General features: G+C 68.1%; 25 protein-coding genes. 16 read left to right on the forward strand and 9 right to left on the reverse strand.

Features of this window, described 5'->3' with window-relative positions; genetic code table 11:
- Nucleotides 1–88 precede the first annotated feature (88 nt).
- Nucleotides 89–2,296, forward strand: a complete 2,208-nt coding sequence (gene selD, locus H8B03_RS10955; protein WP_193141784.1) for a selenide, water dikinase SelD — start codon at nt 89–91, stop codon at nt 2,294–2,296.
- On the opposite strand, the gene mnmH is transcribed toward selD, so the two are convergent.
- From mnmH to H8B03_RS10970, 3 genes are all read right to left on the reverse strand, one after another.
- A complete protein-coding gene (gene mnmH, locus H8B03_RS10960) occupies nt 2,277–3,347 on the reverse strand; it encodes a tRNA 2-selenouridine(34) synthase MnmH (RefSeq protein WP_193141785.1) in 1,071 nt (356 codons plus the stop codon). The two genes, selD and mnmH, sit on opposite strands and share 20 nt — an antisense overlap.
- A gap of 189 nt (nt 3,348–3,536) precedes the next feature.
- Nucleotides 3,537–6,071: an ABC transporter permease gene (locus tag H8B03_RS10965; RefSeq protein ID WP_193141786.1), complete on the reverse strand. Its 2,535-nt coding sequence runs from the start codon at nt 6,069–6,071 to the stop codon at nt 3,537–3,539.
- The gene (locus H8B03_RS10970; RefSeq protein WP_193141787.1) at nt 6,068–6,763 is read right to left on the reverse strand and encodes an ABC transporter ATP-binding protein; all 696 of its coding nucleotides are present in this window, start codon (nt 6,761–6,763) and stop codon (nt 6,068–6,070) included. The genes H8B03_RS10965 and H8B03_RS10970 overlap by 4 nt, the downstream gene beginning before the upstream one ends.
- On the opposite strand from H8B03_RS10970, the gene H8B03_RS10975 reads away from it, so the two are divergent.
- From H8B03_RS10975 to H8B03_RS11045, 15 genes are all read left to right on the forward strand, one after another.
- Nucleotides 6,762–7,457 carry an arylesterase gene (locus H8B03_RS10975; RefSeq protein ID WP_193141788.1) on the forward strand — a complete coding sequence of 232 codons (696 nt, stop codon included), beginning with the start codon at nt 6,762–6,764 and terminating at the stop codon, nt 7,455–7,457. The genes H8B03_RS10970 and H8B03_RS10975 overlap by 2 nt on opposite strands.
- 86 nt (nt 7,458–7,543) lie before the next feature.
- Nucleotides 7,544–8,200: an ABC transporter ATP-binding protein gene (locus H8B03_RS10980; RefSeq protein ID WP_193141789.1), complete on the forward strand. Its 657-nt coding sequence runs from the start codon at nt 7,544–7,546 to the stop codon at nt 8,198–8,200.
- Complete coding sequence (locus tag H8B03_RS10985; protein ID WP_193141790.1) at nt 8,197–10,614, forward strand: ABC transporter permease; 2,418 nt, start codon at nt 8,197–8,199, stop codon at nt 10,612–10,614. The genes H8B03_RS10980 and H8B03_RS10985 overlap by 4 nt, the downstream gene beginning before the upstream one ends.
- Nucleotides 10,615–10,708: 94 nt before the next feature.
- Complete coding sequence (locus H8B03_RS10990; protein WP_394355466.1) at nt 10,709–11,803, forward strand: lipocalin-like domain-containing protein; 1,095 nt, start codon at nt 10,709–10,711, stop codon at nt 11,801–11,803.
- The gene (locus H8B03_RS10995) at nt 11,796–12,353 is read left to right on the forward strand and encodes a pyridoxamine 5'-phosphate oxidase family protein (protein ID WP_193141791.1); all 558 of its coding nucleotides are present in this window, start codon (nt 11,796–11,798) and stop codon (nt 12,351–12,353) included. Before H8B03_RS10990 ends, H8B03_RS10995 begins: the two co-directional genes overlap by 8 nt.
- A 92-nt stretch (nt 12,354–12,445) precedes the next feature.
- Complete coding sequence (locus tag H8B03_RS11000) at nt 12,446–13,447, forward strand: ester cyclase (RefSeq protein ID WP_193141792.1); 1,002 nt, start codon at nt 12,446–12,448, stop codon at nt 13,445–13,447.
- A 183-nt stretch (nt 13,448–13,630) separates the two neighbouring features.
- The gene (locus tag H8B03_RS11005; protein ID WP_193141793.1) at nt 13,631–13,993 is read left to right on the forward strand and encodes an MmcQ/YjbR family DNA-binding protein; all 363 of its coding nucleotides are present in this window, start codon (nt 13,631–13,633) and stop codon (nt 13,991–13,993) included.
- 209 nt (nt 13,994–14,202) lie between these two features.
- A complete protein-coding gene (locus tag H8B03_RS11010; protein ID WP_193141794.1) occupies nt 14,203–14,967 on the forward strand; it encodes an SDR family NAD(P)-dependent oxidoreductase in 765 nt (254 codons plus the stop codon).
- The gene (locus tag H8B03_RS11015; RefSeq protein ID WP_193141795.1) at nt 14,964–15,866 is read left to right on the forward strand and encodes a 2-dehydro-3-deoxygalactonokinase; all 903 of its coding nucleotides are present in this window, start codon (nt 14,964–14,966) and stop codon (nt 15,864–15,866) included. Before H8B03_RS11010 ends, H8B03_RS11015 begins: the two co-directional genes overlap by 4 nt.
- Nucleotides 15,863–16,471, forward strand: a complete 609-nt coding sequence (locus H8B03_RS11020) for a 2-dehydro-3-deoxy-6-phosphogalactonate aldolase (protein ID WP_193141796.1) — start codon at nt 15,863–15,865, stop codon at nt 16,469–16,471. Before H8B03_RS11015 ends, H8B03_RS11020 begins: the two co-directional genes overlap by 4 nt.
- A gap of 36 nt (nt 16,472–16,507) precedes the next feature.
- Nucleotides 16,508–17,524 (forward strand): aldose epimerase family protein, encoded by a 1,017-nt coding sequence (locus tag H8B03_RS11025; RefSeq protein WP_193141797.1) that lies wholly within the window; start codon nt 16,508–16,510, stop codon nt 17,522–17,524.
- 206 nt (nt 17,525–17,730) lie between these two features.
- Nucleotides 17,731–18,228 carry an ureidoglycolate lyase gene (locus tag H8B03_RS11030; RefSeq protein WP_193141798.1) on the forward strand — a complete coding sequence of 166 codons (498 nt, stop codon included), beginning with the start codon at nt 17,731–17,733 and terminating at the stop codon, nt 18,226–18,228.
- An 11-nt stretch (nt 18,229–18,239) separates the two neighbouring features.
- Nucleotides 18,240–18,845 (forward strand): flavin reductase family protein, encoded by a 606-nt coding sequence (locus H8B03_RS11035; RefSeq protein ID WP_193141799.1) that lies wholly within the window; start codon nt 18,240–18,242, stop codon nt 18,843–18,845.
- A gap of 71 nt (nt 18,846–18,916) precedes the next feature.
- On the forward strand, nt 18,917–19,795 hold the full coding sequence (locus tag H8B03_RS11040; protein WP_193141800.1) for an S-methyl-5'-thioadenosine phosphorylase: 879 nt from the start codon (nt 18,917–18,919) through the stop codon (nt 19,793–19,795).
- 97 nt (nt 19,796–19,892) lie between these two features.
- Nucleotides 19,893–20,426 (forward strand): adenine phosphoribosyltransferase, encoded by a 534-nt coding sequence (locus H8B03_RS11045; protein ID WP_193141801.1) that lies wholly within the window; start codon nt 19,893–19,895, stop codon nt 20,424–20,426.
- A gap of 111 nt (nt 20,427–20,537) precedes the next feature.
- Here the strand turns inward: H8B03_RS11045 and H8B03_RS11050 are convergent, their stop codons facing one another.
- From H8B03_RS11050 to H8B03_RS11075, 6 genes are read right to left on the reverse strand one after another with little or no spacing between them, the layout of a single operon-like run.
- Nucleotides 20,538–21,959 carry an FAD-binding oxidoreductase gene (locus H8B03_RS11050; protein WP_193141802.1) on the reverse strand — a complete coding sequence of 474 codons (1,422 nt, stop codon included), beginning with the start codon at nt 21,957–21,959 and terminating at the stop codon, nt 20,538–20,540.
- Nucleotides 21,952–22,779, reverse strand: a complete 828-nt coding sequence (locus H8B03_RS11055) for an MBL fold metallo-hydrolase (RefSeq protein ID WP_394355469.1) — start codon at nt 22,777–22,779, stop codon at nt 21,952–21,954. The genes H8B03_RS11050 and H8B03_RS11055 overlap by 8 nt, the downstream gene beginning before the upstream one ends.
- Before the next feature lie 58 nt (nt 22,780–22,837).
- Nucleotides 22,838–23,425, reverse strand: coding sequence for a GNAT family N-acetyltransferase (locus H8B03_RS11060; RefSeq protein WP_226925857.1), 588 nt, complete (start codon nt 23,423–23,425; stop codon nt 22,838–22,840).
- Nucleotides 23,422–24,684 (reverse strand): pitrilysin family protein, encoded by a 1,263-nt coding sequence (locus tag H8B03_RS11065; RefSeq protein ID WP_193141804.1) that lies wholly within the window; start codon nt 24,682–24,684, stop codon nt 23,422–23,424. The genes H8B03_RS11060 and H8B03_RS11065 overlap by 4 nt, the downstream gene beginning before the upstream one ends.
- Nucleotides 24,681–26,072: a threonine synthase gene (gene thrC / locus H8B03_RS11070; RefSeq protein ID WP_193141805.1), complete on the reverse strand. Its 1,392-nt coding sequence runs from the start codon at nt 26,070–26,072 to the stop codon at nt 24,681–24,683. The genes H8B03_RS11065 and thrC overlap by 4 nt, the downstream gene beginning before the upstream one ends.
- A 3-nt stretch (nt 26,073–26,075) precedes the next feature.
- Entirely contained in the window at nt 26,076–26,753 is a 678-nt protein-coding gene (locus H8B03_RS11075) for an SURF1 family protein (RefSeq protein ID WP_193141806.1), read from the reverse strand.
- Nucleotides 26,754–26,759 lie beyond the last annotated feature (6 nt).

A 26,759-nucleotide genomic window follows, 5' to 3' on the forward strand; every position in this document is an offset into this window, starting at 1 on the left:
GCGCAAGCCGCCTGTTGCCCGTTTGCGAATTGCCGTATCCGCTGGGGCGGACCGGCCACATCCCGCGACCGGCGCTGGAGATTGCCCGATGATGACACCGCCCCTGCCCCTGACCCGCGACCTTGTTCTGGTCGGTGGCGGCCATACCCATGCGCTGGTTCTGCGCAAATGGGGCATGGCGCCGGTGGCGGGCGTGCGGCTGACGCTGATCAATCCCGGCCCGACCGCGCCCTATTCGGGCATGCTGCCGGGGCATGTGGCAGGGCATTACAACCGCGCCGATCTGGACATTGACCTTGTACGGCTGGCGCGTTTTGCCGGGGCGCGGCTGATCCTGGACGCGGCCACCGGCATCGATCGCGATGCGCAAGAGGTCCATGTCGCCGGGCGGGCGCCGGTGGCCTATGATCTGGTTTCGGTCGGCGTGGGCATCACCTCGGACATGCCGGTGCTGCCGGGGTTTGCCGAGCATTGCGTGCCGGCCAAGCCGCTGGGCCCCTTCGCGCGCCGCTGGGCCGCGTTCGTCGAGCAGACCGAGACGACAGGCACCCCGGCCCGCGTGGCGATCATCGGCGCCGGTGTGGCCGGGGTCGAACTGGCCCTGGCGATGGCCCACCGCCTGCACGCCGCCGGGGTTGCCGCGCCCGAGGTCACGCTGGTCGAGGCCGCCGCGCCGCTGGCCCTTCTGCGACCCAGGGCCCAGGCGCTGTTGCTGGATCGGCTGACCGATGCCGGGATCGCCCTGCGCGACAACTGCCGCATCACCCATGTCACCGAGGGCGCGCTGCATCTGGACGACGGCGGCCCGATCCCCTTCGATTTCTGCGTCGGCACCGCCGGCACCCGGCCGCATCCCTGGATCGCCGGGACCGGGCTGGAACTGACCGACGGCTTCATCAACGTCGGCCCCGACCTGCGCAGCCTGTCCGACCCGCTGATCTATGCGGTGGGCGATTGTGCCCATCTGACCCATGCACCCCGCCCCAAGGCCGGGGTGTTTGCGGTGCGCGAGGCGCCGATCCTCTATGACAACCTCAAGGCCGATCTGACCGGGCAGTCGCGCCGCCGCACTTATGCGCCACAACGCGACTACCTCAAGCTGATCTCGCTGGGCGGCAAGGACGCGCTGGTCGAGAAAGGCCCGGTGACCCTGGCCGCACCCTGGTTGTGGCGGCTGAAGAACAAGATCGATCAGGACTTCATGGAGAAGTTCCGGACCCTGCCTGCGATGGAAATCCCGCCCCTGCCCCGCGTCACCGCCGCCGGGGTGCGCGAGGCGGTGCAGTCGCGCCCGCCGCTGTGTGGCGGCTGCGGGGCCAAGGTCGGACCGGCGACGTTGGCCCAGGCGCTGGCCCGCCTGCCCGAAACCGGTCGCAAGGATCTGACCTCGCGCCCCGGCGATGACGCGGCGATCCTGGATCTGGGCGAAGGCCGGTTCCAGGTGCTGACCACCGATCACCTGCGCGCGGTGCTGCCCGATCCCTGGCGCATGGCACAGATCACCGCGTTGCACGCGCTTGGCGACATCTGGGCCATGGGCGCGGCACCGCAGGTGGCGCTGGCCAGCCTGACCCTGCCCGCCATGCGGGACGAGATGCAGGCGCGCACCCTGTCCGAAATCACCGAGGCTGCCAGTGCCGTCTTCCGCGCTGCCGGGGCCGACCTGGCCGGGGGCCACACCACGCAGGGTGCCGAGCTCAGCCTGGGATTCACGGTCACCGGGATTTGCGACCGCCCGCCGATCGAGTTGTCCGGCGCGCAGCCCGGCGACGCGCTGATCCTGACCCGCGCGCTGGGGTCCGGCACCCTGCTGGCCGCCGAGATGCGCGGGCTGGCGGCGGGGGCGGATATGGCAGCGCTTTATGCCACGCTGGTCCGGTCGCAGGCGGATGCGGCGGCACTGCTGGCACCGCTGGCCCATGCGATGACCGATGTGACGGGCTTCGGGCTGGCCGGTCACGCGCTGGCGATGGCGCGCGCCTCGGGTGTGGGCCTGACCCTCGATCCCGCGGGGCCGGCACTCTACACGGGCGCCGAGGCGCTGGCAGCCGGTGGTGTGCGATCGTCACTGTTCACGGCGAACCGGGACCACGCCTTGCCGTCGATGGAAGGGTTCGGGGATGGCCCGCGCAGCGCACTTCTGTTCGACCCGCAGACCTGCGGCGGCTTTCTGGCCGCAGTGCCTGCGGAGGCGGCAGCGGGCGCGGTGGACAGGCTGCAGGCCATGGGCCATGCGGCCCGGCAGATCGGATCGGTGGGCATCGCGCCCGCAGGGATCATCCGCGCGGCGCGCTGACTGCCTGCTCCAGTGCCGCCGCGATGCGCGGCAGGGCGTCGGTCAATCCTTCGGGGGTCAGCGTTTCCAGATCCACGCAGGCCTTCACTGCGGGGTCATGGCGCGCAGAGGACCGCCGGTAGCGCGGATCGTAGTGCTGCGCCATCAGCCCGGCGGCAACCTCGCCATAGGCCCCTTCCGCCACCTGCGCTTGCCAGGCCGCGACCTGTGCTGCCCCGTGCAATCGCTGAAGCTTGCCGATGGTGGCGGCGAAACGCGCCGGGGCGGCCAGTAGATCAGCATAGGCGGTGAGGAAGAAGTCGGCCCGTGCCGCCAGGGGCGCCGCCAGCCGCACGCGCGGTGCCGCGCACATGGCCGACCAGACCTGCGGCGGCACGATCAGGTTGCCAACCTTTGAGCTTTCGGCCTCGACCACCACCGGGCGGGCCGAATCGAACCCGCAAAGTGCCTGCGCGATGGCGCCTTCAAAGGCCTTCTGGCTGGGCTGCGGGTCCGCCCGTCCGCCGAAGATCGAGCCGCGATGCCGGGCCAGCCCCTCCAGATCCAGAACCTGCCAGCCAGATTGCGCCAGAAGCTGCAGCACCTCGGTCTTGGCGGTGCAGGTCATGCCGTCCAACACCACCAGCGGCGGCGCAATCGGCTGGTCATACAGCGCGCGCACCACCAGCCGGCGATAGCTGCGATAACCGCCCTCCAGCGTTTCGGCGCGCCAGCCGATTTCTTTCAGCAGCCAGCCGAACGTGCCCGACCGCTGGCCGCCGCGCCAACAGTAGACCAGCGGCCGCCAGCCGCCTTCGCGGTTGGCAAGCGGGCCTTCCAGATGCGCGGCGATATTGCGGATGACCAGGGCCGCGCCCATCTTGCGGGCGCCGAAGCGGCTTTCCTGCACGTACATGGTGCCGACCCGGGCGCGTTCTTCATTGTTCAGCACCGGCAGGCTGAGGGCGCCGGGCAGGTGATCCTCGGCAAATTCAGCAGGCGAGCGCGCGTCGATCAGATCGTCGAAGCCCGCCTTGGACAAATCGCGCAGATCATTAAGGAGAAAAGCCATACCTGCGCCTAGCACAGGCTGCCGTGACATGGGAAGCGGATGCGCCCGCCGCCCATTCGCCCATGGGCCGCAAAGCGGCGGGCCGGGCACCGCTTTGCGGCGCGTTTGAGTATTTTTGCCAAGAAGAAATGCGATGGTGCATGCAAGAGACGGGGCGCGCCCTGCATTGCAGCAGCGCGGCCCCTGTCGCTAGCCCATGGCCCGCAGCACCCGCGCGGGGCGGGCAGCCAGGGGTGGCCAGGAAAAGCTGATCCCGGCCAGCAGGGTGACCCCGATGCCGCCCAGCACGATGGCCAGCGCGTTGCCCGGATCAAGCTGGAACGAACTGTCCATGACGAAGACCATGACCGCCCAGGCCGCGGTGGCCCCGGCGACAAGTGCCACGGCCCCGGCCGCCGTGCCCAGCAGCAGCGCGCGCAGGGCAAAGCCCAACAGGATCTGCGGCCGGGTGGCGCCGAGGGTTTTCAGGATTGCGGCTTCGTAGATCCGGCCGCGCACACCGGCGGCGGCGGCACCGATCAGCACCACGAAGCCGGTCAGCAAGGTGGCCCCGGCGCCATAGGACGTGGCCGCCGCAAGGCTGCGCAACACGCGTGCCACATTGTCGATGGCGTCACGCACCCGGATGGCGGTGATGTTGGGATAGGCGCTGGCCAGGTCGCGCAGGATGGCGGCTTCGGCCTCGGCCTCGGCATAGACTGTCGCGATATGGGTGTGCGGGGCACCCCTGAGGGCAGCGGGGTTCAGCGACAGCACGAAGCCGATCCCGGCGTTGGAGAAATCCACCTCGCGGAAGCTGGCGATTTCGGCCTCGATGTCGCGGCCCAGGATGTTGACCGTCAGCCGGTCGCCCAACGACAGGCCCAACTCCCCGGCCTCTTCGGCGGCGACGCTGGCCAGCGGCGGGCCATCATAGTCCGCCGGCCACCAGTCGCCGGCCACCACCGAGGTGTTGCGCGGCACCTCTTGCGAATAGGTCACACCCCGGTCGCCGCGCAGCACCCAGTGGTCGCCGGCAACCTCGCGCGCGGGCAGGCCGTTGATGCGGGTGACGACGCCGCGCAGCATCGGGGCGCTGTCAACGCGGCTGACGGCGGGGTCGGTTTGCAGGCGGGCGAGGAAGCCCTCCATCTGGTCGGGCTGGATGTCGACGAAGAAATAGCTGGGCGCGATTTCGGGCAGGTCGCGCTGGATGGCGCCGCGCAGGTTGCTGTCGATCTGGCCCACCGCCGCCAGAACGGTCAGTCCCAGCCCCAGCGACAGCACCACGGCGGTGGCATCCTCGCCCGCGCCGCCGATGGCGCCCAGCGCGGTGCGCAGGGTGCGATGGTGGCGCAGCGCCTGCCGCTTGGCCAGCCAGCGCGCGCCGCGGCGCAGGGCCCAGGCCGTCAGGGCCAGCACCAGCAAGGCGGCGAGAATGGCGCCCGCCGTCCAGAGCGCCAGGCGCGGCACGTCCGACAGCGCGGTGGCCAGCCCGACAAGGGCCAGCAACAGACCGGCGATGACCAGCAGGTATCGCAGCCGTGGCAAGCGGGCGTCGGGACCGGAGGGATCGCGGAACAGGGCCGCGGCGCGCACGTCCTCGCTGCGCGCCAGCGGCCAGAGCGCGAAGACCAGCGCCGTCAGCGTACCGTACAGCGCCGCTTCGGCCAGCGGTCGGGGGCTGAGCCCGAAGGCCACCGGCACCGGCAGGCGCGCCTCGATCAGCGGTGCCATCGCCAGTGGCAGGGCCGCGCCCAACACGACCCCGGACGCAACGCCCAGCGCCGTGACCAGCCCGACCTGCAGAAGATAGATGGCAAAGATCGTGGTGCGATCCGCGCCCAGGGTTTTCAATGTGGCGATCACCCCGGTCTTGGAGGCCAGATAGGCGCGCACCGAGGCCGAGATCCCGACCCCGCCCACCGCCAGACCCGCCAGCCCGACCAGCACCAGGAAGGCGCTGATCCGGTCGACGAAGGCGCGCACGCCGGGCGCGCCGTTGCGGGCATCGCGCCAGCGCACGCCGCTGTCACGGAAGGCGGTTTCGGCGGCGGTTTCCAAACCGGCCAGATCGGCACCCTCGGGCAGATCCAGACGGTAGCGGGTTTCATACAGGGTGCCGTCGCCCAGCAGTCCCGAAGCCTCGAGCGCCGTGCGCCGCACGATGGTGCGCGGCCCCAGTGCGAAACCGGCCGAGGAGGCATCGGGTTCGACCTCCAGCGCGGCCATCAGCACGAAGTCCTGCACGCCGAGTTTGAACCGGTCGCCGGGGGCCAGCCCCAGACGGTCGATCAGCACCTGCTGCATGACCGCGCCGGGAAGAACCGCGTCGCCGTCCAGCGCCGTGGCCAGCGGCATGTCGGGCGACAGCGTCACAGCGCCGACCAGCGGATAGGCGTCGTCCACCGCCTTGACCTGTGTCAGCCCGCGTTCGGTCACGTCACCCCGTTCGACCACCGCCATGGAGCGAAAGTCATAGACTTCGGACAGGCGCAGGGCGCGCACTTCCATCCAGCGGCGTTCCTCGGGGAAGGCCGGGCGGTAGGTGAAGGTCATCTCGGCATCACCACCCAGGATGACCGCGCCTTCCGAGCGCAGCCCTTCCTGAATGGCACTGCGCACCATGCCGACGGCGGCAATGGCGGTGACACCCAGCATCAGGCACAGCAGGAACACGGCAAAGCCGCGCAATCCGCCGCGCAATTCGCGCCGCGCAATGCGGCTGGCGACGGCCAGGGTCATTCGGCGGCCCGCAATGCGTCTTCGCTTTCGATGCGGCCATCGCGCAGATGCACCACCCGGTCACAGCGGTCGGCCAGGTCCGGCGCATGGGTGACCAGCACCAGCGTCGCGCCATGGCGGTCGCGCAGGCCGAACAGCAGGTCCATGATCGCCGCGCCATTGGTGCCGTCCAGATTGCCCGTCGGCTCATCCGCCAGCAGAATTACGGGACGCGGGGCGGCGGCGCGGGCCAGGGCCACGCGTTGCTGCTCGCCCCCCGACATCTGCGCGGGATAGTGATCCATGCGGGCGCCCAGCCCGACGGCTTCCAACTCGGCCCCGGCACGGTCGAAGGCATCCCGATGCCCGGCCAGTTCCAGCGGTGTTGCAACATTTTCCAGCGCGGTCATGGTAGGGATCAGGTGGAAGGATTGGAACACCACACCCATATGCCCCCTGCGGAAGCGGGCCAATTGGTCCTCGTTCAGCGCCGTCAGATCCTGACCCAGCGCGTGAACCGATCCGCCGGTGGCGCTTTCTAGCCCGCCCATGAGCATGAGGAGCGACGACTTGCCAGATCCCGACGGCCCCACCAGCCCCAGCGTTTCCCCCCGCGCCACCTTCAAGGTGATGCCGCGCAGGATATCCACCGGCCCCGCATTGCCCTGCAGGGTCAGTTTGGCGTCGCGCAGCGACAGGACGGGTTCGGTCATGGGGCGGCTCCGGGGCAAGGGTCGTCTCTTGGCATATGGCGCGCGCAGCCGTGGACGCAAGTTCTTGGGCGCGCTTGTGCTGTCGCTGATCCCATTGGCCGCGGCGGCAGAGCCGGTCGTGGTGGCCGCCCTGGGCGACAGCCTGACGCAGGGGTACGGTCTGCCGGTCGAAGATGGGCTGGTGCCGCAATTGCAGGACTGGCTGGCCGAAAACGAGGTCTCGGCAAAGGTTCTGAACGCCGGGGTGTCGGGCGACACCACCGCCGGCGGGCTGGCCCGCATCGGTTGGACTCTGACCTCGGAAGTGGATGCGCTGATCGTGGCCCTTGGCGGCAACGACCTGCTGCGCGGCATCGATCCCCTCGCCAGCCGCGCCAACCTTGAAGGCATCCTGTCCGAGGCGCGCGGCCGCGGCCTGCCGGTATTGATGATCGGGATGGAGGCTCCCGGCAACTATGGTCCCGGCTACAAGGCCGCCTTCGACAGCATGTATCCCGATCTGGCCATGCGCTACGACGCGCTGCTGGTACCCGACATGCTGGCGCCGCTGAAGGCGCTTCAGGCCAAGGATCCGCAGGCGATGGCGCGCTACATGCAAGCGGATCGGCTGCATCCCAATGCCGAAGGCGTCCGGGTGATCGTCGAGACCATCGGCCCCGAGGTCGCCCGGCTGGTGGCGCGCGCCCAGCCCTGACCCGCGTCCTCCCGACCCCTGTCCGCGCCGCGCCAATGCGCTAGGTTCCCGGTGTCACGACGGCTTTTTCAGGACACCGCCCCGCCATGCTTCTCGACATTCGCGATTTGCGCAAGACCTTTCCCGGCGATCCCGCCCCGGTGACCGTGCTGGACGGCGTGTCGCTGGCGCTGGACGCGGGCGAGACGCTGGCCCTGACCGGGGAAAGCGGCAGCGGCAAGAGCACGCTTTTGACCCTGATCGCGGGGCTGGACCGGCCCGATGCCGGACAGCTGCGGATCAACGGCACCGAGATCACAACCCTGCGCGACTGCGCCCTTGCCGCGCTGCGCCGCGACACGGTGGGGCTGGTGTTCCAGCAGTTCAACCTGATCCCGTCCCTCACCTGCGGCCAGAACCTGAGCTTTCATGCCCGTCTGGCGGGCCGCGAAGACCGCGACTGGCAGGACCAGATCGCCACACGGCTGGGGCTGGCCCCGCTGCTGGACCGCTACCCCGAGCAATTGTCGGGCGGCCAGCAACAGCGCGTGGCCATTGGCCGGACCCTTGCGGCGCGTCCGGCGCTGATCCTCGCCGATGAGCCCACCGGCAACCTGGACGAAGACAGCAGCGAAGCGGTGCTGCAACTGTTCCTCGACCTGTCGCGCGACAGCGGCGCCGCACTGCTGATGGTCACCCATTCGCAGGTGCTGGCGGCACGGCTGGACCGGCGCGCGCATCTGAGCCACGGGACAATCGAATGACCGGCGGACGAGCGGGGTTGCTGGCGCTGCTGTCGCATTGGCGGCGGCATCCGGGGCAGGCCCTGACGCTGCTTCTGGGTCTGGCGCTGGCCACCGCGCTGTGGACCGGGGTGCAGGCCATCAATGCCGAGGCGCGCGCCAGCTATGACCGCGCCGCCTCGATGCTGGACCAGCAGGGCCGCCCGGTCTGGACCCGCAGCGACGGGGCCCCTGTCCGCCTCGACACCTATGTGACTTTGCGCAAGGCGGGCTATCCGCTGGCCCCGGTGATCGAAGGCACGACGCGGATCGGCGGCCAGACCGTCACGCTTCTGGGTCTCGATCCGCTGTCCGCCCCGATCCTGCCCGAGGCCGACGCCCAGAACACCGACGGCACAGACGGCCTGGCCGCCTTCATCGGCCCGCCCGGCCAGTTCTTCGGCGCGCCCGAAACGCTGGCCCGTCTGGATCAGACCGTCGCGCAAGCGCTGGTGCCCGCCTCAGATCTCGCGCCCGGCCTTCTGGTGGGCGACATTGGCACCGTGTCCCGCCTGCTGGATCAGCCCGACACCCTGTCGCGGATGATCGAGGTGACCGCCCTGCCCGCCCATCTGCCGCCGCTGACCGACCTGGCGCCGCAGTTGACGCGCAGCCAGCCCGACCGCCGCGCCGAGATCGCCGGGCTGACCGGCGCTTTCCACCTGAACCTGACCGCCTTCGGATTTCTCAGCTTCACCGTGGGCCTGTTCATTGCCCATGGCGCCGTCGGTCTGGCTTTCGAACAGCGGCGGGCCATGATGCGCACCCTGCGCGCGCTCGGGTTGCCCGCACGCACCCTGATCGCGCTGATGGCCGCCGAACTGGTGCTGTTTGCGCTGGTCGCCGGAACCCTTGGGGTGCTCCTGGGCTACCTGATCGCCGCCGCCTTGCTGCCGGATGTGGCGGCCACCCTGCGCGGGCTTTATGGCGCACCCGCCACCGGCACGCTCAGCCTGCGGCCGGGCTGGATCGGCGCCGGGTTCGCCATGGCCGGGCTTGGCACCACCATCGCCGCCGCCCAAAGCCTGACGCGCCTGTTGCGCTTGCCGATCCTGGCCAGCGCCCAGCCCCGCGCCTGGCGACTGGCCTCGACCCGCAACCTGCGGCGGCAAGCGGGGGCGGCCATCGGCCTGATCGCCCTGTCTGGTACGTTGGCGTGGCTAGGAGATGGTCTTGCAACCGGCTTCGTCCTGCTGGGTGCGCTTCTTCTGGGCGCGGCCCTTCTGCTGCCCCCACTGCTGGCCGCAGCGCTGGCCCGCGCAGTAAAGGCCGCCCGCCGCCCGCTGCCGCAATGGTTCTGGGCCGACAGCCGCCAACAACTGCCCGGCCTGTCGCTGGCCCTGATGGCCCTGTTGCTGGCGCTGGCGGCCAACATCGGCGTTTCAACCATGGTCGGCAGCTTTCGACTGGCCTTCACCGACTGGCTGGATCAGCGGCTGGTGGCCGAGGTCTATGTGGACACCGGTACACCCGAAATGGCCATGCGTCTGCGCCCGGTGCTGGACAGCGCCGCCCGCGAGGTTCTGCCGCGCGTGTTCCACGACACACGGATCAATAACCATCCCGGCGCGGTCCAGGCCCTGAGCCCGGCGGCCAGTTGGCGACAGACCTGGCCCTTGCTCGATGCAACCCCCGATGCCTGGGAGGGTCTTGCGGCAGGCACCGGCGCCTTCATCAACGAACAATTGCACTACCGGCAAACCCTCGCCCTGGGCGACGAGGTGCGCATCGACGATACCGCATATACCGTGCTGGGGATCTATCCCGACTATGGCAACCCGTCGGCCGAGGCGCTGATCGGGCTGAAGGCGTTCCAACAGCAGTTTCCCGAGGTGCCAATCATCCGCTTCGCGCTGCGGATGCCGCCCGGAGATGTGGCGGCCTTCTCCGCCCGTTTGCGCAGCGAATATGGTCTTCCGGCGGCGCAGATCATCGACCAATCCGCGCTCAAGGCCTCGGGCCACGCGGTCTTCGAACGCACCTTCGCGATTACACGGGCGCTGAACCTGCTGACGCTCGGGGTGGCCGCGCTGGCCATGTTGACCAGCCTTCTGACCCTATCGACCCAGCGCCTGCCACAGGTCGCGCCGGTCTGGGCCCTGGGCCTGCAACGCCGACATATCGGCGCGCTGGAACTGCTGCGCAGCGCGCTGCTGGCCGCCATGACGGCGGTTCTGGCGATTCCGGTCGGGCTGTGCCTGGCCTGGGTGCTGCTGGCGGTGGTCAACGTCGGTGCTTTCGGCTGGCGCCTGCCCATGACGGTGTTTCCCGGCGACTGGATCAGGCTGACAGCCCTGGCCATCCTGGCCGCGCTTGCGGCGGCGGCCCTCCCGGCCCGCAAGCTGGCCAGCCAGCCGCCCGTGGTTCTCATGAAGGGATTTTTCAGTGACCGCTGACCCGACGCTGCCAATCGTGCCCCAAGACCCAACAGCGCATGCCGCCAGCCGCCCCCCGGTCCGGCGTCCGCTGCGCACAGGACTTCCATTCTTCTTGGCAAAAATACTCACTGCCCTGCCCCAGGCCATCCGCGCCCTTGTCTGCGCATGTCTGACCCTCGTCCCCCATGCCCTGCCCGCCACCGCCCAGGGATTTGCCGGCATGGGCAGTGACGCCGACGGGTTCCAGCTGCCCGCTCCCGGCCGGGCCTTTTCCTTCCCACAGGACCACGGCGCCCATCCCGGATTTCGCATCGAATGGTGGTATGTGACGGCCAATCTCGAAGACGCCGAGAGCCGCGCATTCGGGGCGCAATGGACACTGTTTCGCGCCTCCCTGTCCCCCGATCCGGGGGAGGGCTGGACGTCCTCGCAGATCTGGTTCGCGCACGCCGGTCTGACCGATGCCAGCCGCCACTTTACCGCGCAGCGTTTTGCACGCGGCGGGATCGGGCAGGCCGGGGTCATGGCCCAGCCCTTCCACGCCTGGATCAACGACTGGGCGATGATCGGCCGGGACAACAGCGCAGAGGCGCTGGACAACTTGCAGATACAAGCCCGCGGCGCGGACTTCGCCTATGATCTGGCACTGGCTGCCGAGGGCCCGTTGGTGACCCATGGCGAAGGCGGATATTCTGTCAAGTCACCGCGCGGGCAGGCCAGCTATTACTACTCGCAGCCGCACTACCACGTCACAGGCATGCTCGATCTGCCCGAAGGCCCGGTCGCCGTGACCGGCACCGCCTGGCTGGATCGGGAGTGGTCGTCGCAGCCGCTGGCCCCGTCCCAGACCGGCTGGGACTGGTTCTCGCTGCATCTGGAGGATGACACCAAGCTGATGGTCTACCGCCTGCGCGATGCCGAAGCGGCGGATTTCGTACCCGGCACCCACATCCTGCCCGATGGCACGGCGCAGCACATTCCCGACGGGGCGATCACGCTGACACCCGAAGGCACGGCACAGGTCGCCGGGCGCGAGATCCCGGTGCGCTGGCGCATCCAGTGGCCGGACAAGGGCTATGACCTGCACACGGCCCCGCTGAACCCGCAAAGCTGGATGGACACCAACGTGCCCTACTGGGAGGGTCCGGTGACGGTGCAAGGCAGTCACAGCGGCAAAGGGTATCTGGAGATGACCGGCTATGAGTGATCCCTGGACCGACCTTGACGCCTATCACCAATGGGTCTGGCAAAAGCTGCAAGACGGGCCAAGGCGTCCCGATGCCCCGGCCCGGCTTCTGGCGCTGGCCACGGCCTCAGCCGACGGGGCCGCCGCGCGCATGGTGGTGCTACGGGCGGTCGACGCGTCCGCGAGGATGCTGGAGATTCACACCGACCTCAGGTCCGCGAAGGTCACCGAGATCCGGGCCGATCCGCTCGCGACGCTGCTGCTGTGGGATCCGGCGGATCAACTTCAGGCACGTCTGAACTGCGAGATCACTCTCGCCACGGGGGCCGAGGTGGCGCCTCTCTGGGCGGCCATTCCGCAACAGGCGCGCCGGATCTATGGCGGTGCTGCGGCCTCGGGGACGCCCTTGACCCGACCAGAACCCTTGCAAGCACCCGATGGGATGGCGCAATTCGCGGTCCTGCGCTGCAGGGTGACCGGCATTGACGCCCTGCACCTGGGGCGCGATCTGCATGCCCGCGCCCGCTGGCGCCACCAGGACGGCTGGCACGGCCAATGGATCGCCCCCTAGCAGCAGACCGGTTTCAGGGAACATTAACCTCGCAGCGTTTAGTTCAAATGCGTGCTGATTTTTCCTGTCCTGATGCGAGCGTGTTGTTCCCCATGTCTGCGCCTGTTGCCCGCCTGACCCGTCCCGCCGCCCCGCCGCCCTTTGCCTGGCTGTCGGCCTATGCCAGCCGCACCGATGTCACCCTGGCGGATGAGGCCTTCCACGCCCACGCCGTGATCCGCCTGCCCGACCGTGTGTTGCGCGGACCGCAGGCGGTGATGGCCGATGCCATGGCGCTGCGGGCGACGCTGACCGGCTGCGCAGTTCTGGGAGAGGAGGCGATCTCGGTCGATACCCGGGCTGGTCCCGGCGCGGACACCGGTGGCATGGCCGTGGCCACGCGCGCCACCCTGCAAGCCAGCCATGGCGGTGCCGGCCTCTGGGGCGCTGCCACGGGCAAGCCGGTGCAGATGCGGGTGTTGGCCGAATGCTGGCAGACCGAGGCCGGGATCCGCGACGCCTGGATGATCCGCGATACCGCGGCCCTGTTGTGCCAGATCGGGGCGGGCGATCCGCGCGGCTGGCTTGAGGCGCAGGTGCAGGCAGGCACCGTGCTGCCCGCGCCCCTGACCCCCGAAACCGACCCGGAACCGGCCTATGGCGACCGCGGCCCCGCCGGGCCAGAGGCGGACGGACTGGCCGAGATCCTGGACCGGGTGCTGGGCGGCGAGATGTCCTGCATCGGCGACCACTATGCCGAGGGTTGCGAGGCCACCTATCCGGGCGGGCATTCCGCGATTGGCCGGGATGCCGTCGAAAGTTTCTGGACCGGGTTGCGCAGCGCCTTTCCGGCGGCCAGTTTTCGCATCGATCATCGCATGGGCCATGCCCCGGCCCGTGGCGCGGCCTCGGCGGCGGTGCGATGGTCGCTCTATGGGCGGCACGACGGGTTCGGTCGCTTTGGGGCGCCCAGCGGGGCCTATGCCTATGTCATGGGTCTGACGCAGGTTGAGTTCGGTCCAAACGGGGTGCGCCGTGAATGGACGCTGATCGACGACGTCGCGATCTGGACCCAGCTTCTGGCCCCCCGCCCCGAGGCGCGTGAGGCCGGCTAATCCGGGCAGCGGATCCAGCGCGACCATCAGTCGGGTTTGCACGGCCTGCGCAGGATGGCTGTGCCGTGAAACGCCATGCCCATCGCGCCATCCTGACACGCGAGCAGCGCTCCGCCCCCCTTGCGCGGGTTTGCTTTCGCGCTGCCCTTGTGAAACGCTGGTTCCCTCACCGGGGGCCACGCCATGACCGACAGCTTTCGCCAAACCGTCAATGCCATCTGCGCCGGGTGTCCGGGTGCCGTATGCTCGGATCCCTGGGGCGGCGGGCATGATGCCTGGAAAGTCGGGGACAAGATGTTCGCCTGCCTCGGTGCCGTCGATCCCGGCGTGTCGGTGAAATGCGCCGATGTCGAAACCGCCGCCATGCTGATCGACGCGGGCGTCGGCACGCGCGCGCCCTATTTCCACAAAAGCTGGGTGCGCCTGCCCGAGGACTGCCCGCCGGACGAATTGCGGCACCGGATCACCCTGTCCTACGACCTGATCCGCGCCCGCCTGCCCAAGCGCGTGCAGAAAGACCTGCCACCGCGCACCGGCGGCGACTGACCGCGATGGCCCCCGGTACCGCCGCCGGACAACCGCCCGGCTTGGCGCCCGGACCACTAGCGCTAACAAAAACCCGCCCCTCTGGCTGGACGCGCCGGGTTCGGGCCTCTATCACATCCCCATGGACGACTTGAGGCAACATTTCCCTGTCGGATCATTGCATCCGGCCGGTAACAAGCGGGATGTGGCATGACCAAAGCCAAAAACGCATGAGCACGACATTCGACGACCTTCGGGGCGCTTCGGTCTTTCTGACCGGCGGCGGCGCGGGCATCGGCGCGGCCCTGACCGACGGCTTTCTGGCGCAGGGCGCCAAGGTGTTCTTCGTGCAACGCTCGGATGCCTCGGACTTCTGCGCCGCGATGGAGGCCAAGCACGGCATTCGCCCCGGTTTTGCCGCCTGCGATGTCACCGACATCGACCGCCTGAAAACCTGCATGGACACGGCCGCAACCGAAAACGGGCCGATCACGGTTCTGGTCAACAACGCCGCCAACGACCTGCGCCACAAGGCGCTGGAGGTGGATGAAGCCTTCTGGGACCAGACACAGGCCATCAACCTGAAGTCCTATTTCTTCGCCTGCCAGCATGTGCTGCCGGGGATGATCTCGGCGGGCGGCGGGGCCATCGTGAACATGTCTTCGATCAGCTACATGATGGGGGCCGCCAACCTTGTGGGCTATACCACCGCCAATGGTGCGATCACCGCGATGACCCGCTCGCTGGCGCGCGAATTCGGTCCGCAGGGCGTGCGCGTCAATGCGCTGGCGCCGGGCTGGGTCTTTACCGAAAAACAGCTTGAGATGTGGGCCGATGAAGCCAGCGTCACAGCGCATCTGAACCGGCAGTGCCTGCCGCACCGACTGGAGCCTCAAGACATGATAGAGCCCGTGCTTTTCCTGGCCTCTGACGCCAGCCGCGCGATGACCGGACAATGCATTGCCGCCGACGCCGGCGTGGTGGTCAGCGGATGAGCCGGATCGACTGGATCGCCGCCGACTGGGGCACTTCACATCTGCGAGCCTGGGCCATGTCCGGCACCGAGGTCGTCGCCGAAGCCAAATCGGTCAAGGGCATGGGCAAGCTGACCCGCGACGAGTTTGAACCGGCGCTGCTGGAATTGATCGCGCCCTGGCTGGGCGAGGCCCCGATGCAGGTCATCGCCTGCGGCATGGTGGGCGCCCGCCAGGGCTGGGTCGAAGCGCCTTATGCAACGGTGCCCTGCCTGCCCGTTGCCGCGGCCCCGATGAAAGCCCCGGTCAGCGACCCGCGCCTCGACGTGCGCATTGTCGCCGGGTTGCGCCAGGACAAGCCCGCCGACGTGATGCGCGGCGAGGAGACCCAGATCGCCGGGTTCGTGGCGCTCAACCCCAACTTCGACGGGGTGATCTGCCTGCCCGGCACCCATACCAAATGGGCCCATATCTCGGCCGGGGAAGTGGTCAGCTTCCAGACCTTCATGACCGGAGAGATGTTCTCGCTTCTGGGCACCGCCTCGGTCCTGCGCCATTCGGTCGGCGCGGAGGGCTGGGATGACGACGCCTTCGTCGAGGCACTGGACGAGGCCCAGTCCCGCCCCGAACGCATGGCCGCCCGGCTGTTCGGCCTGCGCGCCGAGGCGCTGTTGCACGATCAGCGCCCCGAAACCGCCCGCGCCCGCCTGTCGGGCTATCTGATCGGCGCCGAACTGGCCGCCGCGCGCCCCTATTGGCTGGGCCAGCAGGTTGCCGTGATCGGCGCCCCCGCCATTGCCGCCCCCTATCTGGCCGGGCTGACACGGCAGGGGCTCGCCCCGATCCAGGCCGCCGCCGACCCCATGACACGCGCCGGGCTGATGGCCGCGCGCAAACTCGCATCGGAGACCCCCTCATGAGCCGCCCGCTGATTGCCATTCTGCGCGGGATCACCCCGCCCGAAGCCCTGCCTGTCACCGAGGCGCTGATCGCGGCCGGGATCGACCGGATCGAGGTGCCGCTGAATTCCCCCGACGCGCTGACCAGCATCGGCGCCATGGCCGCGCGGTTCGGCGCGCAGGCGCTGATCGGCGCGGGGACCGTTCTGGACACCGCCGCCGTGCACGCGGTGCGCGATGCCGGCGGCCGGATGATCGTGTCGCCGAACTGCGATCCCGGCGTGATTTCCGAAACCAAGGCGTTGGGGATGGAAAGCTATCCCGGCGTGTTCACCGCCACCGAGTGTTTCGCGGCCCTGAAGGCGGGCGCCGATGGGCTGAAGATCTTCCCGGCCTTCAAGCTGGGACCGGACGGCCTGGCGGCCCTGCGCGCGGTGTTGCCCCCCGATGCGCCGGTGTTCGCCGTGGGCGGCGTCGGCCCGGCTGATTTCGCCGCATGGCGGGCGGCTGGCGCGGATGGGTTCGGCATCGGCACCGGGATTTACAAACCCGGCCGCAGTGCCGCCGATGTGGCCGCCCTGGCCGCCGAACTGATCGACGCCTGGGACGGCACCGTCCGCGCCTGACACCCGCAACCGGGCAACACAACGGAGAGACCCCTCATGGCCACGACAGACCCCGGTATCGCCCCCTTCGGAACGCTTGCCGACGGCACGGATGTGCAAAAGGTCACCCTGAACGATGGCACGCTGAGCGTGGCGATCCTGACCTTCGGCGCCATCGTGCAGGATGTGCGTCTGGCCGGGGTGCCCCACAGCCTGACCATCGGCACCGAGGATATGGCAACCTACGCGGGGCCCATGGCCAGCGCCGGCGGGCTGATCGGGCCGGTGGTCAATCGCATCTCGGACGGCAGTGCCGACCTGGACGGCAAGACCTATCGGTTCGAGCGCAACCAGGATGGCCAGCACACCTGCCACGCCGGCGCGGCGGGCACCCATCGCAAAGTCTGGACGCTCGCGGAGCGCACCGACACCCATGTCGAGCTGACCCTGACCCTGCCCGACGGTGAGGGCGGGTTTCCCGGCACCCGGACGGTCACCGCGCGCTATGCGCTGACGGCCCCCGGAACGCTGGAAATGCAGGTCACCGTCACCACCGATGCCGCCACATGGATCAATTTCGCCAATCACAGCTACTGGAACCTGGATGGGACCGACACCTATGCAAGCCATCGCCTGACCATCGACGCGGAGCGCTATTGCGTGCCCGGCCCCGGCGACCTTGCCACCGGGGAGGTGCGGTCGGTTGCGGGCACGCCCTATGATTTCCGGCAGGAGCGCACCCTTGCACCCGGGCAGGATGCCAAGCTGGATCTGAACTTCTGCCTGGCGGAGGCGCGCCGCACGCCGCGACAGGTTCTGACCCTGACCGGCGCAAGCGGGGTGCGGATGGAACTGGAAACAACCGAGCCCGGGGTTCAAATCTATGACGCCGGTGGCATCCGCACCGGGGGCGCGGTGGGCCATCACGGCAAGACCCATGCGGCCTATTGCGCGCTGGCCATCGAAGCCCAGGGCTGGCCCGACGCGCCAAGCCACGCGGCGTTTCCCTCGACCGTGCTGCGCCCCGGAGAGACCTATGCGCAGATCACGCGCTGGCGGTTCGCGCAAACCTGAGCGCGGCGCGTCTGGCGGTCGGAGCGGTTTGAGTATTTTCGCCAAGAAGAAAGTGGCCGGGGATTGCCATTGGTGCGCATTATGGCGTCCGGACCAGTACGGGATATCCGCTAGGGCTTGCGCCCGCAGACCCGGCGACGCAAGGTTTTCTCCATGCAACAGTGGATCGACACAGTGGTGACAGCGGGCCTGGGCGGGCCGGCGTCATGAGCGGGCCGCGCTGGATCACCGCCGAACCGCTGACGCGGGGCGGATTTGCGCGCTACGGCGATGTGCTGGAGGCCAGCGGGGCGCCGGATCGCTGGATCAACCAGGGGCTTTGTGGCCGCTATCACGATCACGCGCTTCTGGACTTCGGCGCGGACGGGCGCGCCGGGATCAGCCTGTTCAAGGCTGTGCCGCGCAACATGCCCTACACGCTGGACCTTGTAGAGCGGCATCCCGAGGGCAGCCAGGCCTTCCTGCCCATGTCGCTGGATCCGTTCCTGGTGACCGTGGCCGAGGATGGCCCGAACGGGCCAGAGGGGTTTCGCGCCTTCCTGACCGAACCGGGACAGGGGGTGAATTTTCATCGCGGTGTCTGGCACGGGGTGCTGACGCCGCTGTCCGGGCCGGGGCTGTTCGCCGTGGTCGACCGCATCGGGCCGGGCCGCAATCTGGAAGAGGTTTCGCTGGACCCGCTGGTTCTGGTGACACGCGGCTAGCGGGGGGGCAGATGTTCTATATCCCCTCTGACGGCCACGGCCTGCCACACAACCCGTTCAACGCCATTGTGACGCCGCGCCCCATCGCCTGGGTCTCGACCCGCGACGGTGAGGGCCACGATAACCTTGCGCCCTATTCCTTCTTCAATGCGGTGGCCTATGCGCCGCCTCAGATCATGTTCGCCTCGACTTCGGAAAAGCCCGACCGTGAAGGCACCAAAGACAGCGTCGGCAACATTCGCGACACCGGGGTGTTCTGCGTCAATATCGTGGAACACGCGATGGGCGGCGTGATGAACGCCAGTTCAGCGGCGTTGCCGCGCGGGGAAGATGAATTCGTGGTGGCGGGCGCGAACAAGGCACCTTGTGCCACCATCGATTGCCCACGCGTCGCTGAAGCGCCCGCCAGCCTGGAATGCCGCCTGATCCGGATCCTGCAACTGCCCGGCAAGGCCAACTTCACCGTGTTTGGCGAGGTCACGGGCGTGCATCTGCGCGATGATTGCCTTGTCGACGGGCGGTTCGATGTGACCCGCTACAGGCCGCTGGCGCGGATGGGCTATCGTGACTATGCCGCCATCGACGCGGTCTTCGAACTGGCCCGTCCCGACGACTGATACGCAGCGATTGCCCGCACCCGACCCCGGTGCCATAGTTCCCCCGGAACAGTCAGAAGGGACCCGTCAGGATGAGTGAAACGGTTATCGGTGTGATCGGCGGCTCGGGCGTTTACGAGATCGACGGGTTGCAGGACGCGCGCTGGCAGGCGGTGGACAGCCCCTGGGGGACGACTTCGGACCAGATCCTGACTGGCAGGCTCGACGGGGTGAAGATGGCCTTCCTGCCGCGTCATGGTCGGGGCCATGTGCATTCGCCGTCCACCGTGCCTTACCGTGCCAATATCGATGCGCTGAAGCGGCTGGGGGTCACCGATGTGATCTCGGTTTCGGCCTGCGGCTCGTTCCGCGAGGAGATGGCGCCGGGCGATTTCGTCATCGTCGACCAGTTTATCGACCGCACCTTCGCGCGCGAGAAGTCCTTCTTCGGCACCGGCTGCGTGGCGCATGTGTCGGTTGCCCATCCCACCTGCCCGCGACTGGGCGATGCCTGCGCCACGGCGGCGGAAGCCCAGGGCGTGACCGTCCATCGGGGTGGCACCTATCTGGCGATGGAAGGGCCGCAGTTCTCGACCCTGGCCGAAAGCCGGATGTACCGCGAGGCCTGGGGCTGCGACGTGATCGGCATGACCAACATGCCCGAGGCCAAGCTCGCCCGCGAGGCCGAGCTGTGTTACGCCTCGGTCGCGATGATCACCGACTACGACAGCTGGCATCCCGATCACGGGGCCGTGGAAATCACCGAGATCATCGCCACCCTGACCGGCAATTCCCAGAAGGCCCGCAACCTGGTGGCCGCCCTGCCCGGCCTGCTGGGTGCGGACCGCGCGCCCTGCCCCCATGGCTGCGACCGGGCGCTGGAATATGCGGTCATGACCGCGCCGGACAAGCGCGACCCGGCACTGCTGGCCAGGCTGGACGCGGTGGCGGGCCGGGTGCTGGGCGCATGACACCTGCGACCCTGCCAACGGTTGGCGCAGAAGGTGCCGCCCCTTATCCCGTTCGGGGTGCTTCTGCCCGGGCGCCGAAGAAGCAGAGGATCTGGCGATGACCGAGACCGTGCAAGACTTCATCCGCACCATTCCCGACTTCCCGCATGACGGGATCATGTTTCGCGACGTGACCACCCTGTTTGGCCATCCGCGCGGCTTTCGCATGGCGGTGGACCAGTTGCTGTCGCCCTATGCCGGACAGCGGATCGACCTGGTGGTGGGGCTGGAAGCCCGCGGCTTCATCTTGGGCGGCGCGGTGGCGCATCAGCTTTCGGCCGGCTTCGTGCCGGTGCGCAAGAAGGGCAAGCTGCCGGCCGCGACCCTGTCCGAGGACTATACGCTGGAATACGGCAGCGCCACGGTCGAGATCCACGATGATGCCATCGCCGCGGGCCAGACCGTGCTGATCGTCGATGACCTGCTGGCCACCGGCGGCACCGCCGAGGCCGGGATCAAGTTGGTGGAACGGCTGGGCGGCAACATCATCGGCTGCGCCTTCGTGGTGGACCTTCCCGATCTGGGCGGCCGCGCCCGGCTTGAGAAGATGGGGATGCCGGTGCATGCCCTGTGCAGCTACGCCGGGGACTGACCGGCGCGGTGGCCGCCGGGAAACCTGAAGGCTTGCCATCGCGGACGAAGGGGGCAGCGCACTGGGACAACGCCCAGAAGTCTGAAGCCCCTTGCTGAGGAAGGGAAGCTGCTATTCCGCCGCCAGAACCGCGCCCGGGTTCATGATGCCGCGCGGGTCCAGCGCCCGCTTGATCGCCCGCAGGGCCGCCAGTCGCGCCGGATCGCCATAGCGTTGCAGATCGTCCACCTTCAGACGCCCGATGCCATGCTCGGCACTGACCGAGCCGTCGAATTCGTGCACCAGATCATGGACCGCGCGCATGATGGCGCCCTTGCGGTCCTTGTAGGTCTCGCGCGCCTCGCCCATGGGCGGGAACACGTTGTAATGCAGGTTGCCGTCGCCCAGATGTCCGAAGCAATTGACCCGGAACGGTCCCAGCGCCGCGATCACCTCATCGCCCCGTGCGATGAAGTCGGGCAGCGCTGCCAGCGGCACCGACACATCGTGCGACGAGATCGCGCCGATCTTCTTGTTGGCCTCGGGGATGCTCTCGCGCAGGGTCCAGAACTCGGCCCGCTGGCCATCGGACAGGGCGATGCGGCCATCGCTGACCAGATCGCGCTCGAAGGCGGCCTCAAAGATCGTGGCCAGCGCCTCTTCGGGATCGCCGGGACCGGTGAAGCCAAGTTCGACCAGCACCGACCATGCGGGCGGCGCATCGAAAGGCTGGCGCACTTGCGGCATGGTTTCAGCCAGGAATTCCAGCCCCTGCTGCGACATCAGTTCGAAGGCGCTGATCGCCTCGCCCACCTCGGCGCGGGTCAGGGCCAACAGGTTCAGCGCGGCCTGCGGATCGGGCACCACGAAGATCGCCGTGGCCTCGGCGCGGGGTTTTGGAAACAGCCGCAGCGAGGCCGCCGTGATGACCCCGAGCGTGCCCTCCGAGCCGATCAGAAGGTTGCGCAGATCATAGCCGGTGTTGTCCTTGCGCAGCGCGCTCAGCCCGTGCCAGATCGATCCGTCCGGCAGCACCGCCTCAAGACCCAGACACAGGTCGCGGGCATTGCCATAGCGCAGCACGTTCACCCCGCCTGCATTGGTCGCCAGATTGCCGCCGATCCGGCAGGAGCCCTGCGCGGCAAGGCTGAGGGGGAACAGCAGGCCGGCGTCGCGCGCGGCGTCCTGCACGTCCTGCAGGATCGCGCCGGCCTCGGCCACCAGCACGCCAGACGGCGCATCCAGCGACCGGATCGCGGTCATCCGTTCCAGCGAGAGCAACAGCGGCGCCGGGCCATCGGCCATCACCTGCCCGCCCACCAGACCGGTGCCGCCGCCGTATGGCACCACCGGCACCGACAGGTCAGAGGCCGCGCGCACCACTTCGGCCACGCCCTCGACCGTGTCCGGCGCGACCACGGCGCAGGCATGGCCGATGTAGGCCCCACGGGGTTCTTCCAGATAGGCAGGGCCCAATGGACGAAACGCCGCCTTGGGAAGGGTCCGGTTCAACCTGTCCAACACTTGGCGGGCCGCAGGAGAAATGTCAGTCATCGTCACTCAAATACGCCGGTTGCAAGACCATGACCGTAGGCCGTTGCGGCAAGCTGCGCAACGAGACTTCAAGGTCCGGGCCACCCACACGATCGATCTCGAACTTGTCCTGCATTCCGGCAAGGAACACCGACAGGGTGCCGTCGCCGAACCAATGCATGGGGATCACGATCGACGCGCGCAGCCGCGTCAGAACCCGGATCATCGACGGCAGGTCCAGCGTGTTGCCGCCATCCACCGGCGCCATCACCACGTCCAGGCGTCCCAGCGCCGCGAATTGCTCGTCGGTGGGCACGTGATGCAGATGGCCCAGATGGCCGATGCACAGGCCTGCGACCTCGAACACGAAGATGGAATTGCCGTCCTCGCCGCTTTCCACCCCGCCCGACCACGACCTTATGTCGGTGGACACCGACCGGACCAGCATCTCGCCCAGATCCAGGTGATGATCCGCCGGCCCGCCATCGGGGTTCCAGCCCGGCAGCACATGGGGAATGCGCGGATCGGGCAGTGCTGTCCAATGGGAACTGTGGGCGCGATTCATGGTCGCCACGTCGGGCACGAAATCGGTGTTGCCCAGAAAGCCGGTGTAGTCGGTCACCGCTGTCGTCCCGCCCTTCCCCCGGATCAGGAAACTGGCGTGGGCGACATAGCGCAGGCGTACGGTGTAATCCGGCAGCGGATCGGTAAAGGCCGCGCGATACAGGTAGACCCCGCCGGGCAGGTTCTGAACCAGCGAGATGCAATGGCTGGGGCGGCGATCCTGCGCCTGCAGCGGGTTGGCCAGCAACAGGATCAGGGCAAGGGCAAGACGGATCAGGGGCATGGGGGCGACCTCCGGGCTGTATGCCGAAAGGGTAGCACGAATTGCCCCGGCGTCACGTTGCGGAGGAGCGTCCCCGCCGGTCGCCGCGCAGATTGGCGTAAAGCACATGGTTGCGCCAGCGCCCGTTGATCTGCAGATAGCTTTGCGCAACGCCCTCGTACTTGAAGCCCGAAACCTCCAGCACCCGGCGCGAGGCGGCGTTTTCCGGCAGGCAGGCGGCTTCGATCCGGCTCAGGTCCATCTGGGTGAAGGCGTGATGGGTGACGGCGCGGATTGCCTCGCGCATGTAGCCCTGTCCGGCGAATCTCTCGGCGATCCAGTAGCCCAGCGTGCCGGCCTGCGCCGGGCCACGGCGGATGTTGTCCAGGGTCAGCGCGCCCAGCAGCGCACCGCTGTCGCGGTCGGTCAGAAACAGCGGCAGGGCCGTGCCGTTCGAGATGCTGCGCTGCACCCAGTGGATACGGTTGGAAAAGCCACGCTTGGTCAGATGGTCGGCGGACCAGGTCGGTTCCCAGGGTTTCAGGTAGGCGGCGCTTTGGCGGCGCAACTCGCACCATTCGACAAAATCGGCCATCGCCGGAGGCCGCAGTCGCATCCGTTCGGATTCGATCTGAACCTGACGCCGCGCCAGCCGGATCATGCGGCCAGCCGGGCCCTGAGATCATCCAGGCGCGGCGCATTGCCCACCGGGCCATAGAGCGCCTGCGCCACCGGGGCCTGCGACACCAGACGGTTGCCATAGTCGCGCAGCTTGTCGGCATTCACCCCGTCGATCAGGGCAATGGTTTCCTCAAGATCGGGCACCCGGTCCCAGATCGACACCAGCCGCGCCAGCCGTTCGGCGCGCGACGACGGGCTTTCCAACCCCATCAGCAAGCCCGCTTTCATCTGGGCGCGGGCGCGGTTGACCTCGTCGGGCCGCAGCCCGTCGGCGGCCTTGCGCAACTCTTCGATGGTCAGTTCGGCCAAAGCACCCACGTCGCCTTCGCTGGTGCCCGCATAGATCGTGGTCATGCCGGTGTCGGCATAGGCCGAGGCCTGCGCGAAGATCGAATAGCACAGCCCGCGCTTTTCGCGCACTTCCTGGAACAGGCGCGAGGACATGCCGCCGCCAAGCGCCGTGGCAAAGACCTGCGCGGTGTAGATCTCATCCTCGCGGTAGCTGGGGCCTTCCAGCGCCAGGGTGAAATGCACCTGCTCCAGCGCCTTTTCCTGCCGCTTTTCGCCATAGGCAAAGCGTGCCGGTTCCGGGGTGCTGGACAGAACCGGTGACAGATGGCCGAACAGACGCTCGGCCTCGCGCACGATGGCGTCGTGATCCACCGCCCCGGCCGCCGAAAGGATCATCTGCCCCGGCCCGTAGCGTTCACCCACGAAGCCGAACAGATCCTCGCGCGAGAAGCCTTCCACATGGGAGGTTTCGCCAAGGATGGTGCGGCCCAGCGGCTGGTCGGGATAGGCGGCTTCCTGAAGCCAGTCGAAAACGATGTCGTCGGGGGTGTCCAGTGCCTGCCCGATCTCCTGCAGGATGACGCCGCGCTCGACCTCGATCTCGGCGGGATCAAACACCGGGTTCAGCACGATGTCGGAAATCACGTCCAGCGCCAGCATCACGTCTTCTTCAAGGATGCGGGCGTAATAGGCGGTCATCTCGCGCGATGTATAGGCGTTGATATAGCCGCCCACATCCTCGATCGCCTCGGCGATTTGCAGCGGACTGCGGGTCTTGGTGCCCTTGAACGCCATGTGTTCGAGGAAATGCGCGATGCCATTCTGCTCGGGGCGCTCGTGGCGGCCGCCGGCGGCGATCCACAGCCCCAGCGAGGCTGATTTCAGCCCCGCCATCCGTTCGGTGACGATACGAAGCCCGTTGGGCAAACGATGGATCTGAACAGTCACGCGGAAATCTTCTCCTCAATCAATGCCTCAAGCGCGGCCAGATCATTGGTACAATCGGTCACGCGTTCCGGACGCTCATACAGGTCCGCCATGCGCTTGGGAAGTGCCGGGCTGACGCCGCAGGCGGCCTCGACCGCAGCGGGAAATTTCGCCGGATGCGCGGTGGCCAGGGTGATCATCGGCACCCCCGGCCGAACGGCCTCTTCGGCCACTTTCACACCCACCGCGCTGTGCGGACACAACACCTCTCCGGTATGCACAAAGCTGCGGGCGATGGTGGCGGTGGTTTCGTCTTCCGAGGCGCGACCGCTGTCGAAATGCTCCCTCAGGAACTCCAGCGCGCCCTGGCTGACGCGGAATTCGCCGCCCTGCCCCAGATCGGCCATCTGCTGGGCCACGGCCTCGCCGTCGCGGCCATAGGCATCGAACAGGACCCGTTCGAAATTCGACGACACCTGGATGTCCATCGACGGGCTGATCGAGGGCACCACGGCTTCCTTGGTATAGGCCCCGGTTTCCAGCGTGCGGTGCAGTATGTCGTTCTGGTTGGTGGCGATCACCAGCCGGTCGATGGGCAGGCCCATCTTCTGTGCCACGTAGCCTGCAAAGATATCGCCGAAGTTGCCGGTGGGCACGGTGAAGCTGACCTTGCGATGCGGCGCGCCCAGAGCGGTCGCCGACGAGAAGTAATAGACAACCTGCGCCAGCACCCGCGCCCAGTTGATCGAGTTCACCCCGGCCAGTTTCACCCGGTCGCGGAAGTCGAAATCGTTGAACATGTCCTTCACGCGGGCCTGGCAATCGTCGAAATCGCCCTCGACGGCGATGGCGTGGACATTGCTTTCCGACGGCGTGGTCATCTGGCGGCGCTGCACTTCGGACACGCGGCCCTGAGGGAACAGGATCACCACATCCACCGCGTCCAGCCCCCGGAATGCCTCGATCGCGGCGGAACCGGTGTCGCCCGAGGTCGCGCCGATGATCGTCACCCGCTCTCCGCGGCGGCCAAGGGCCACCTCGAACAACTGGCCGATCATCTGCATGGCGAAATCCTTGAAGGCCAGCGTCGGACCGTGGAACAGTTCCAGCAGGAAATGGTCAGGACCCAGTTGCACCAGCGGCGCGCGGGCGTCATGGCCGAAGCCGTCATAGGCGCGGGCAATGATCTGGCGGAACTCGTCGTCGGTGAAGCTGTCGCCCAGGTAAGGTTTCATCACCCGGAAGGCGATTTCCTCATAGGGCTGGCCGGCCATCGCCGCGATCTCGTCTGCGGTGAAGGTCGGGATGGTTTCGGGCACATACAGACCGCCGTCGCGCGCCAGCCCGGTCAGCATGGCCTCTTCGAAGCTGAGGATCGGGGCCTTCCCCCGGGTTGAGACATACTGCATCGGTCAGTCCTTCTTGGTGCGGCGGCGCTGGCTGGTCACGAAAAACGCGGTCATGGCGATCCAGACGACGGCCAGCAGGAACCAGGTTATGGCGTATTGCAAGTGGTTGTTGGGGATGCCGGTGGCGGTCACCGGCAAGGGGGTCACGGCAACCGGATCTTCGTCGCTGGACCGACTGACCAGCAGCACCGGTTCGGTGTTCAGATGGGCGGCCATAGTCGCGATCTCGCGGGCAAACCACATGCCGCCGGCGATGTCCGGATCCGGGGTGAAGCCGTCAACTTCGTCGGGCCAGTGCAGGTTGCCGGTGATCGTGGCGCTCACGGACGGGCGCACCAGGTCGCGGTCGGTCAGGCGGATGAAGCCGCGATCCAGCAGGATACGGCGGCCCTCGGTCTCGAACGGGGCAATGACACGGAACCCCGGCCCCACCAGTTTCATCGAGGATTGCACAAGGATTTCATCCGGGCCGATCACGCCGGTGGCGGTCACCGGCAGATACTTGTCGCGGGTTTCCTCGGGCTGTGCGGGCAGCGCCACCGGTGCCGCTTCGATGCGCCCTTCGATCTCGGCCAGCACCGATTGCTTCCAGCCCAGCCGTTGCACCTGCCAGACGCCCAGCCCGACCAGCACGGCCGCGCCGGCCAAGCCGAAGATCAGGGGCAGGATCAGTCGTCGCATCGGGCA

It is taken from the genome of Meridianimarinicoccus sp. MJW13 (assembly GCF_014901205.1).
GTDB lineage: Bacteria > Pseudomonadota > Alphaproteobacteria > Rhodobacterales > Rhodobacteraceae > Meridianimarinicoccus.

Bases quoted from the DNA above. Each gene is read 5' to 3' on its own strand.
- selD (WP_193141784.1), top strand. From the start codon at position 89: ATGATGACACCGCCCCTGCCCCTGACCCGCGACCTTGTTCTGGTCGGT.
- mnmH (WP_193141785.1), bottom strand. From the start codon at position 3,347: ATGGCTTTTCTCCTTAATGATCTGCGCGATTTGTCCAAGGCGGGCTTC.
- H8B03_RS10965 (WP_193141786.1), bottom strand. From the start codon at position 6,071: ATGACCCTGGCCGTCGCCAGCCGCATTGCGCGGCGCGAATTGCGCGGC.
- H8B03_RS10975 (WP_193141788.1), top strand. From the start codon at position 6,762: ATGGGGCGGCTCCGGGGCAAGGGTCGTCTCTTGGCATATGGCGCGCGC.
- H8B03_RS10970 (WP_193141787.1), bottom strand. From the start codon at position 6,763: ATGACCGAACCCGTCCTGTCGCTGCGCGACGCCAAACTGACCCTGCAG.
- H8B03_RS10980 (WP_193141789.1), top strand. From the start codon at position 7,544: ATGCTTCTCGACATTCGCGATTTGCGCAAGACCTTTCCCGGCGATCCC.
- H8B03_RS10985 (WP_193141790.1), top strand. From the start codon at position 8,197: ATGACCGGCGGACGAGCGGGGTTGCTGGCGCTGCTGTCGCATTGGCGG.
- H8B03_RS10995 (WP_193141791.1), top strand. From the start codon at position 11,796: ATGAGTGATCCCTGGACCGACCTTGACGCCTATCACCAATGGGTCTGG.
- H8B03_RS11000 (WP_193141792.1), top strand. From the start codon at position 12,446: ATGTCTGCGCCTGTTGCCCGCCTGACCCGTCCCGCCGCCCCGCCGCCC.
- H8B03_RS11005 (WP_193141793.1), top strand. From the start codon at position 13,631: ATGACCGACAGCTTTCGCCAAACCGTCAATGCCATCTGCGCCGGGTGT.
- H8B03_RS11010 (WP_193141794.1), top strand. From the start codon at position 14,203: ATGAGCACGACATTCGACGACCTTCGGGGCGCTTCGGTCTTTCTGACC.
- H8B03_RS11015 (WP_193141795.1), top strand. From the start codon at position 14,964: ATGAGCCGGATCGACTGGATCGCCGCCGACTGGGGCACTTCACATCTG.
- H8B03_RS11020 (WP_193141796.1), top strand. From the start codon at position 15,863: ATGAGCCGCCCGCTGATTGCCATTCTGCGCGGGATCACCCCGCCCGAA.
- H8B03_RS11025 (WP_193141797.1), top strand. From the start codon at position 16,508: ATGGCCACGACAGACCCCGGTATCGCCCCCTTCGGAACGCTTGCCGAC.
- H8B03_RS11030 (WP_193141798.1), top strand. From the start codon at position 17,731: ATGAGCGGGCCGCGCTGGATCACCGCCGAACCGCTGACGCGGGGCGGA.
- H8B03_RS11035 (WP_193141799.1), top strand. From the start codon at position 18,240: ATGTTCTATATCCCCTCTGACGGCCACGGCCTGCCACACAACCCGTTC.
- H8B03_RS11040 (WP_193141800.1), top strand. From the start codon at position 18,917: ATGAGTGAAACGGTTATCGGTGTGATCGGCGGCTCGGGCGTTTACGAG.
- H8B03_RS11045 (WP_193141801.1), top strand. From the start codon at position 19,893: ATGACCGAGACCGTGCAAGACTTCATCCGCACCATTCCCGACTTCCCG.
- H8B03_RS11050 (WP_193141802.1), bottom strand. From the start codon at position 21,959: ATGACTGACATTTCTCCTGCGGCCCGCCAAGTGTTGGACAGGTTGAAC.
- H8B03_RS11060 (WP_226925857.1), bottom strand. From the start codon at position 23,425: ATGATCCGGCTGGCGCGGCGTCAGGTTCAGATCGAATCCGAACGGATG.
- thrC (WP_193141805.1), bottom strand. From the start codon at position 26,072: ATGCAGTATGTCTCAACCCGGGGGAAGGCCCCGATCCTCAGCTTCGAA.
- H8B03_RS11075 (WP_193141806.1), bottom strand. From the start codon at position 26,753: ATGCGACGACTGATCCTGCCCCTGATCTTCGGCTTGGCCGGCGCGGCC.